This is a genomic window from Synechococcus sp. H55.11 (assembly GCF_047462475.1).
Classification (GTDB): Bacteria; Cyanobacteriota; Cyanobacteriia; order Thermostichales; family Thermostichaceae; genus Thermostichus.
This window is the reverse complement of sequence record NZ_JANSJI010000099.1, coordinates 1-7,017: the sequence shown is the minus strand read 5'-3', so window position 1 is coordinate 7,017 and position 7,017 is coordinate 1. Positions and strand designations below refer to the sequence as shown.

Sequence of the window (7,017 nt, the reverse complement as noted above, 5' to 3'; positions counted from 1 at the left end):
GCCCCTCTCCCAAAGGGAGAGGGGGGTTAATCTCTTTCACGGCTGTTGTATGCTTGCATCTGGTCAGCTGCCGGGGCAAAGGCGGTGCAGAGCACTGGGGAAGCCGGGAATTGCCGCACCGTTACTGGCGGTAGGATTGATGGAAGTTGTTGCTGGTTGGAGAGTGGGGTTGGAGCAGCAGCCGCGAGGGATCGACCAGGCAGCCTTTGTGGCCGCCAATGCCACGCTGATTGGTGATGTGCAGCTCTCGGAAGGGGTGAGCATCTGGTACGGGGCCATTTTGCGAGGGGATCTGTCGCCGATTGTGATTGGCCGCCGCAGCAACATTCAAGACGGGGCGATCCTGCACGGGGATCCGGAGCAGCCGACCTGCATCGGCGAGGAGGTCACCGTCGGCCATCGGGCCGTCATCCACAGCGCCCACATCGAGGCGGGATCCCTGGTGGGGATTGGGGCCGTCATCCTCAACAGAGTCACCATCGGGGCGGGCAGCATGGTCGGGGCTGGAGCGGTGGTCACCCGCTCGCTGCCGCCCCGCTCTTTGGCAGTCGGGATCCCGGCCAAGGTCATCCGCACCCTGACAGACCAAGAGGTGGAGCAGTTGCGCCGCCACGCCGAGCACTATGTGGATTTGGCGCTGCAACACGCCCGTCGTTTCGCCAGATGGCCGGGCCCTGCTGCTCCGGCCTAGGCCTACCCTTCAGCAGCGGGGATCCCCGCAGAGCACCCAGGTATCTTTGCTGCCGCCCCCTTGGGAGGAGTTGACCACTAGGGATCCCTTTTTGAGGGCCACGCGGGTTAGGCCGCCGGGATGAACGTAGATCTCTTTGCCGTAGAGAATGTAGGGCCGCAGATCCACATGGCAGGGCTCCAGCCTCAGCCCCTCTCCCCAATCCACGAGGGTGGGCACGCGGGAAAGACACACAACGGGCTGGGCGATGTAGTTGCGGGGCTGGGCGCGGATTTTCTCGGCAAAAGCGGCCCGCTCCTCCGGTGTGGCCCGCGGTCCCATCAGCATGCCGTAGCCGCCCGACTCATTGGCCGCCTTCACCACCAACTTGTCCAGGTTCTCCAGCACATAAGCTTGATCCTTGGGATCCCAACACAAGTAGGTGGGCACATTGGGCAAAATCGCTTCTTCTCCCAGGTAGTAGCGGATCATCTGGGGCACATAGGCGTAGATGACCTTATCGTCTGCCACTCCTGTCCCCAAGGCATTGGCAATTGCCAGCCGACCCGAGCGATAGACCTCAAACAGGCCGGGTACCCCCAAGAGGGAATCGGGGCGAAAGACCAGCGGATCGATGAAGTCATCGTCGATGCGGCGGTAGATTACATCCACCCGTTGCAGGCCCTTGGTGGTGCGCATCTGCAAATAGCCATCGGCCACCACCAAATCCCGTCCTTCCACCAGCTCCACCCCCATCTGCTGGGCCAGAAAAGAATGCTCGAAGTAGGCGGAGTTGTAGATGCCGGGGGTGAGCACCACCACTGTCGGGTTGGCCAGGTGCGGCGGCGTCAGATTGAGGAGGGTATCCAACAAGTGGCTGGGGTAGTCGTCCACCGGGCGGATCCCCATCGTGTTAAACAGCGAGGGAAAGGTGCTTTTCATCACCCGCCGGTTTTCCAGCACATAGGAAATGCCCGAGGGGCAGCGCAGGTTGTCTTCCAGCACGTACCAAGTCCCGTCCCGATCCCGCACCAGGTCGGTGCCGGTGACGTGGCACCAAATTCTCCCCGGCGGGTTGAGCCCAATACAAGGCCGCAGGAATCCTTTGGCCGTCTCGACCAGCTCAGCAGGGATCACCCCATCCTTGAGGATCTTCTGGTCGTGATAGACGTCGTCGATAAACAGGTTCAGGGCATGGATGCGCTGCTTCAGGCCCTGCTCCAGCCGCTGCCACTCAGAGGCTGAGACGATGCGGGGAATGATGTCGAAGGGGAAAATCCGCTCCGTGCCCTGGCTGTCGCCATAGACGTTGAAGGTTACCCCCATCTGAAAGAGGGCTGCCTGGGCCGCCGCTTGCCGCTGCTGCAGCTCTCCTTCTCCCAGCGAATGCAGGCGCTCAATCAGCGGGATCGCCTCAGGGCGAGGCCGACCGCGCCCCACAAACAGCTCATCGTAAAAACCTTCACCTGGGTCATAAGTATCAAAACGCACGTCGGGATCCCTCGAACCCTACCCTGTTTTACTGTGGGCGGCTCTGGATTTGCCTAGTGTGCTTCCGGCTACTTTTACGGTTATCGTGGTGGAAGTTAGGACAGGGGGTATACCGGTTGCCCCCAGTCAGCCAGAGTTGTCAAGGTTTATGGTGGCGGGCGGTACTTTCTCAGCTTTGTTGTCAATGTAATGTAGAGGAATGAACCGGACACCCTCTTTTGTAAATCGGCCCCTCATCGGCGTTACTACCCCCAGCCGCAACGGCCAGGGAGATTTTGTGGCGCCGGGCCGCTATGTGGATGCCCTTCGCGCTGCCGGCGGGATCCCCGTTCTTTTTCCCCCAGGCGAAAGTGAGCCACAAGCGCTGCTGGCTGCGGTAGATGGGCTGGTGTTGACAGGAGGCGGCGACCTTTGCCCCAGCACCTACGGAGAGGATCCCCAACATCCCCAGGTGCGTCACGTCAGCGCCGAGCGGGATCGCTTTGAGATGGCCTTGGCGGCAGCCGCGCTGGCGCAAGGGATCCCGGTCTTGGGCATTTGTCGAGGGATGCAGTTGCTGAACGTGGTCAGCGGCGGCAAGCTGATCCCCCATGTGCCCGACGTGTACGACGAGCTGGATCATTTCAACCCCGCCGATCGCAAGCCCGTTCGCCACAGCGTCAGCCTCATCCGCTCCACCCGCCTGCAGCAAATTGTCGGCGTCGACGCAATCTCCGTAGTCTCTTGGCACCACCAGGCTGTTTGGGGGGTGCCGGCGGGCTGGCGTTTGGCTGCCTGTTCTCCCGACGAGCTCATCGAGGCCATCGAGCACGAAACCCATCCCTGGGCTATTGCCGTGCAGTGGCACCCCGAGTTCACCTTTGAAGAGGCTGAGCATTTTCGCCTGTTTCAGGCCTTTGTGCAGGCAGCGCTGCAGTTTTCGCCGCGCCTGGCCAGCCCTGAAGCAATGCCTCAGGTTGCCTAGGGATCCTGTGCTGCTGCTGGAGAAGAGGCGGGGGCTTATCCCTCGCGATAGCCGGGGAGAGCCCTTGCTATGCTTTGCCCAGTGCCCCCAAAAGAGGGCCTATGAGCAGGAGACAGGCACTGGCTAGAGCAGTTCTGGGTGTCTTAGCTTTTTTCGGTTTAGGTTTTGGCTGTAGTCCCAGCCCTTGGCTGCGTCAGTTTGGCACCCCTTCCTCTGACGAGGCTCGCGCCATCGCAATTGATGGAAAGGGAAATATTTGGGTGGCGGGGGTAACGGAGGGAAGCTTTTTGGGCCAAAGCTCGGCAGGGGGTGGCGATGGTTTCTTGCGCAAGTACAATGCCTGGGGCCGAGAGCTCTGGACACGGCAGTTGGGCACCCCTGCTTTAGACGAAGTTGTGGCGGTGGCAGTGGACAGGAGAGGGAACACCTGGGTGGCAGGAGTGACCTACGGCGCTTTCCCTGGCTACAGCAATGCCGGCGCAAAAGACATCTTCCTGCGTAAGCACGATCCCCAGGGTCGGGAGCTCTGGACGCAGCAGTTGGGCGGTGCTGAGCCTGACCAGGTCACTGCCATTGCCGTGGATGGCAAGGGCAATGTCTGGGTAGCCGGAAATAGCGGAGGCAAGAGCTTTGTGCGCCAATACAACGCTGACGGCAAACCGCTCTGGGTCCGCGAGCTAGGGGCCCAGGTCACTGCCCTGGCCGCCGATGGGGCAGGAAATCTCTGGATAACCGGATTCGTCCGCGACCGCACAAGGGCTGGCGGCTTTGTCGGCCAGTATGATCCCAGCGGCAACCAGGTTTGGCTGCGCCAGTTTTCCAACAAAGGGGGCGACGGCACTCTTGCCATCGCTGTGGGAGAGGAGGGAAATGTTTGGGTGGCGGGCTATACCCAAGAGGCTCCTGCTGGCCAGGCCTTGCTCCAGGGGTACAGTGTCTTTGTGCGGCAGTATGATCCCTACGGCAACGAGCTCTGGAGCCGCCAATGGGACGGCGCGCAAGGGGAGCGCCCTCTGGCCATTGCCGTGGATAGGCTCGGAAGGGTCTGGGTGGCAGGATCCACCCAGGGGATCCCTGCAAGTCGCAGCGATGCCTTTGTCCGCCTCTACGATACCAACGGCGGCGAGCTCTGGCGCCACCAGTTCGGCAGCGCCGACTTCGACTGGATCCAGGCCATGGCGCTAGACCAAGAGGGCACCCTCGGGGTGGTAGGTGTAACCTGGGGATCCCTCGCCGGAGAGCCCCATGCTGGTCTGAAAGATGTCTTTGTGCTCAAGTACGGCCGTTAGATTGACACCCCCACCGCCTCAAGGCGTAGGGTTCTCACGTAGTTCAAACAGGCGCTGTCAAGACGCCTCTAGACAGTCCCCTGAGGCAAAGCCCTGCTCGCGTCAGCAGGACGGCGTCCTCTCGCGTCTCGGACGCCTGCACCAGTCGGGTTTTTCACCGTGATTAGCTGCTGGCCTGGGAACGGTACGCCTTTTCGGCAAGTATACCCTTGGCAATTACGAGCTTTTCCGCTCCCCACGCAAGTGCGGGGCTACCAAGCTATCCTTCTGGGTAGTCTCAAGGAGATGGCGGGGCGCCTGGCGCTGGCTCTATGCATCGGATAGCTGCTTTGCCGGGGGGATGGGATCCTTCCCAAGGTGGGGTCATTTTCCTGGAGCAGGATCCTGCGCCCATCGTTGTCCTGTCGGCAGCCGACACGGATCTGACAGCCTTGAGCGCAGCCATGCGCTTGGTGCCGGCTGATTTCCCGGCGGTGCGGGCGGCTAACCTCTTGCAGTTGCAACAGCCTCTCAGCATCGACGACTACGCCGAGAAGGTGTTGCGGCAAGCTCAGGTGGTGCTCCTGCGCCTGTTGGGGGGAAGGGCCTACTGGAGCTATGGTCTGGAGGTGGCCAAAGAGGTAGCGGCAGCAGCGGGAGCCACCCTGATTGTGATCCCTGGGGATGACCGCCCCGATTGGGATTTGGTTAGCCACTCCACCGTGCCCCTGACAGTGGCAGACCGGGTGTGGCAGTACTGGCTGGAAGGAGGGGCAGCCAATGTGGCGGCTTGCTTGAAATTCTTGGCCAGGGAGTTTCTGGGACAGGAGTACGCCGTGCCAGAGCCGCAGGTGCTGCCCCGGCTGGGGATCTACCATCCCCCCCTATCCCCCCTCAGGGATCCCCAGGCCCCCAAGGTAGGGATCCTGCTCTACCGGGCCCATGTTTTGGCGGGGAATACGCAGCCAATAGATGCCCTGGCCAAAGCCCTGCAGGAGCGGGGGTTGCAGCCGCTGTGTCTGTACACCTATGGCCTGCAGGAGCCGGACTTGCCGCAGGCCATCCGGGAGCACTTCGGCGGCCAAATTGAACTTCTGTTGAACACCACCAGCTTTTCCCTGGCCCGCCTGGAGAGCGAGCAGCCCGATGTCCGCCTCTGGCAGGAGCTGGATGTGCCGGTTGTGCAGGTGGTCTTGAGCAGTGGGTCGCGGGAGCGCTGGGAGAACTCCACTCGGGGCTTGGGGGCGCGGGATCTGGCCATGAACGTGGTGCTGCCGGAGGTGGACGGCCGCATCCTCAGCCGCGCCATCTCGTTCAAGACGGTTCAACAGTGGGATCCCCGCCTGCAGACGGAGATCATGGCCTATGAGGCTGTGCCGGATCGGGTGGCGTTTGTGGCCGAGCTGGCGGCCAACTGGGTAAAGCTGCGGCGCACTCCTGCCAACCAGCGCCGTCTAGCCTTGATTTTGGCCAACTACCCCAGCCGGGATGGACGGCTGGCCAATGGGGTAGGGTTGGATACACCGGCAAGCTGCGTCGAGATCCTCAAGGCCCTGGCGGAAGCTGGCTACCGCGCCTGTCCACTGCCCCAGAGCGGAGATGAGCTCATCCGCTGGCTAACCCAGGGCCAAACCTATGATCCGCTGGGATCCCTACGCCCGGCGCGGCAGGTGCTGCCGGCTGCCCTCTACCGGGAGTGGTTTGCCCAGTTGCCTGCCGCTGTCCAAGAGGATCTGGTGCAGCAGTGGGGGGATCCGCCCGCCCACGACATCCCCATTGTCGGCCTGCAGTTGGAGCATGTTTTTGTCGGCATCCAGCCGCCGCGGGGCTACGACCAGGATCCCTCTTTGAACTACCACGCCCCAGATTTGGTACCGCCCCATGAGTACCTGGCCTTTTACCTGTGGCTGCGGCAAGTGTTTGGCGTGCAGGCAGTGGTGCATGTGGGCAAGCACGGCAACCTAGAGTGGCTGCCTGGCAAGGGATCCGCCCTTTCAGCCACCTGCTACCCAGAAATAGCCTTGGGGCCTCTGCCCCACTTCTACCCCTTCATCGTCAACGATCCTGGCGAGGGATCCCAGGCCAAGCGGCGGGCTCAGGCTGTCATCCTCGACCACCTCACCCCGCCCTTAACCCGTGCCGAGCTCTACGGGCCCTTGGCGGAACTGGAGCGGCTGATGGACGAGTACTACGAGGCCCAGCAGATGGATCCTGGGCGCTGCCCGCTGATCCGCGCCCAGATCCAGGAGCTTGCCTGCCGAGAGCACCTCGACTTGCAGTTCAACCTGGATAAGGAAGAAGACTGGGGCCGCCTCGATGGCTACCTCTGCGAGCTCAAGGAATCCCAGATCCGAGATGGACTGCACATCTTTGGCCGCACCCCCACTGGCGAGCAACTGGTGGATCTCCTGTCGGCCCTGGCCCGCTACCCGGGCTCTGGCCAGTTGGGCCTTACGCAGGCCATCGCCCGCGACTGGGGTTGGGACTGGGATCCCCTAGCTGCCGACCTGACGGATCCCTGGCTGGACAAACCGCCGGCCTAAAAGTCGCTACCGAATTGCAAGGGAAAGCTCGCCGCCTCAATCCCTAACCCCCCTCTCCCTCAGGGAGAGGGGGGTTAGGGA

General features: G+C 62.3%; 5 protein-coding genes. 4 read left to right on the top strand and 1 reads right to left on the bottom strand.

What is annotated here, in order from left to right; genetic code table 11:
* Nucleotides 1-139 precede the first annotated feature (139 nt).
* Entirely contained in the window at nt 140-691 is a 552-nt protein-coding gene (locus NW853_RS04400; RefSeq protein ID WP_414347985.1) for a gamma carbonic anhydrase family protein, read from the top strand.
* A 9-nt stretch (nt 692-700) separates the two neighbouring features.
* Here the strand turns inward: NW853_RS04400 and NW853_RS04395 are convergent, their stop codons facing one another.
* Entirely contained in the window at nt 701-2,161 is a 1,461-nt protein-coding gene (locus NW853_RS04395) for a circularly permuted type 2 ATP-grasp protein (RefSeq protein WP_414335409.1), read from the bottom strand.
* 199 nt (nt 2,162-2,360) lie between these two features.
* On the opposite strand from NW853_RS04395, the gene NW853_RS04390 reads away from it, so the two are divergent.
* The 3 genes from NW853_RS04390 (at nt 2,361) to cobN (ending at nt 6,936) form a co-directional block, all read left to right on the top strand.
* Nucleotides 2,361-3,125 (top strand): gamma-glutamyl-gamma-aminobutyrate hydrolase family protein, encoded by a 765-nt coding sequence (locus NW853_RS04390; RefSeq protein WP_414335407.1) that lies wholly within the window; start codon nt 2,361-2,363, stop codon nt 3,123-3,125.
* Between the two features lie 101 nt (nt 3,126-3,226).
* The gene (locus NW853_RS04385; RefSeq protein ID WP_414347983.1) at nt 3,227-4,414 is read left to right on the top strand and encodes an SBBP repeat-containing protein; all 1,188 of its coding nucleotides are present in this window, start codon (nt 3,227-3,229) and stop codon (nt 4,412-4,414) included.
* A gap of 311 nt (nt 4,415-4,725) precedes the next feature.
* On the top strand, nt 4,726-6,936 hold the full coding sequence (gene cobN, locus NW853_RS04380) for a cobaltochelatase subunit CobN (protein WP_414347980.1): 2,211 nt from the start codon (nt 4,726-4,728) through the stop codon (nt 6,934-6,936).
* Nucleotides 6,937-7,017: the final 81 nt, after the last annotated feature.

What these genes read in the sequence shown, in the direction of transcription:
- NW853_RS04390 (WP_414335407.1), top strand. Translation starts at nt 2,361, where the DNA reads ATGAACCGGACACCCTCTTTTGTAAATCGGCCCCTCATCGGCGTTACT.
- NW853_RS04385 (WP_414347983.1), top strand. Translation starts at nt 3,227, where the DNA reads ATGAGCAGGAGACAGGCACTGGCTAGAGCAGTTCTGGGTGTCTTAGCT.
- cobN (WP_414347980.1), top strand. Translation starts at nt 4,726, where the DNA reads ATGCATCGGATAGCTGCTTTGCCGGGGGGATGGGATCCTTCCCAAGGT.
- NW853_RS04400 (WP_414347985.1), top strand. Translation starts at nt 140, where the DNA reads ATGGAAGTTGTTGCTGGTTGGAGAGTGGGGTTGGAGCAGCAGCCGCGA.